Annotated in this window: 2 protein-coding genes; both read right to left on the reverse strand. The window is 71.4% G+C overall.

The genetic code is table 11. From position 1 onward, the window contains the following. Positions 1-97: 97 nt before the first annotated feature. On the reverse strand, positions 98-310 hold the full coding sequence (locus C667_RS23675) for a dodecin (RefSeq protein ID WP_004391720.1): 213 nt from the start codon (positions 308-310) through the stop codon (positions 98-100). A 41-nt stretch (positions 311-351) separates the two neighbouring features. Beyond that, positions 352-498: a hypothetical protein gene (locus C667_RS26085; protein ID WP_004391721.1), complete on the reverse strand. Its 147-nt coding sequence runs from the start codon at positions 496-498 to the stop codon at positions 352-354. Positions 499-683 lie beyond the last annotated feature (185 nt).

Consider the following 683-nt stretch of genomic DNA (forward strand, 5'->3'; position numbering starts at 1 on the left):
CCTGTCCCGCCTGCACGAGATCACCGGGGCCACCGCGATCTGAACACCTGCAGCGGATCGCGCCGCCGCAGGCTGCGGCGGCGCGATCCGGCTCGCTTCACTCGCTCTCGAGGCGGAAGCCGAGCTTGAGCGTGACCTGGAAGTGCGCGACCTTGCCGTCGACCACGTGGCCGCGCGTCTCCACCACCTCGAACCAGTCGATGTGGCGGATCGTGCGCGCAGCGGTCTCGATCGCATTGCGGATGGCGGCGTCGGTGCCCTCGTGCGAGGTGCCGACGACTTCGACGAGCTTGTAGACGCGATCGGACATCTTGTTCTCCTTTTAGGTGTCGGCCAGCGCCGGGGGAAGGTTCAGCCTGCGCCCGGATCGCCGGGCTCGCCCTCGCCGCGCAGCCCCCGCGCGGCCTCGAACCGGCGCACCGATGCCGTGTAACCACGAACGCCGAGCACCGCGATCGCGACCAGGATGGCGGCAAAGACGGTGAGCTTGAAGACCATGCGGATGCTTCCTGCGGGCGGGGGATCGGGATCGCGGCATGCGCCTCGCGCACGCCGCAGTGCTTCAGTCTAGGCGCAAACGCCGGCGGTGTCGCGCGCGCCCGAGCCCGCCAGGGTCCGCGCCGCCGCCGCCCGCAGCGGCCACGTCATCCTCGGGCCTGCGCACGCAGCCAGGCCGCGCGCTC

Source organism: Thauera phenylacetica B4P, assembly GCF_000310225.1.
In the GTDB taxonomy this organism is placed as follows: Bacteria; Pseudomonadota; Gammaproteobacteria; order Burkholderiales; family Rhodocyclaceae; genus Thauera; species Thauera phenylacetica.

Bases quoted from the DNA above. Each gene is read 5' to 3' on its own strand.
- C667_RS23675 (WP_004391720.1), bottom strand. From the start codon at position 310: ATGTCCGATCGCGTCTACAAGCTCGTCGAAGTCGTCGGCACCTCGCAC.
- C667_RS26085 (WP_004391721.1), bottom strand. From the start codon at position 498: ATGGTCTTCAAGCTCACCGTCTTTGCCGCCATCCTGGTCGCGATCGCG.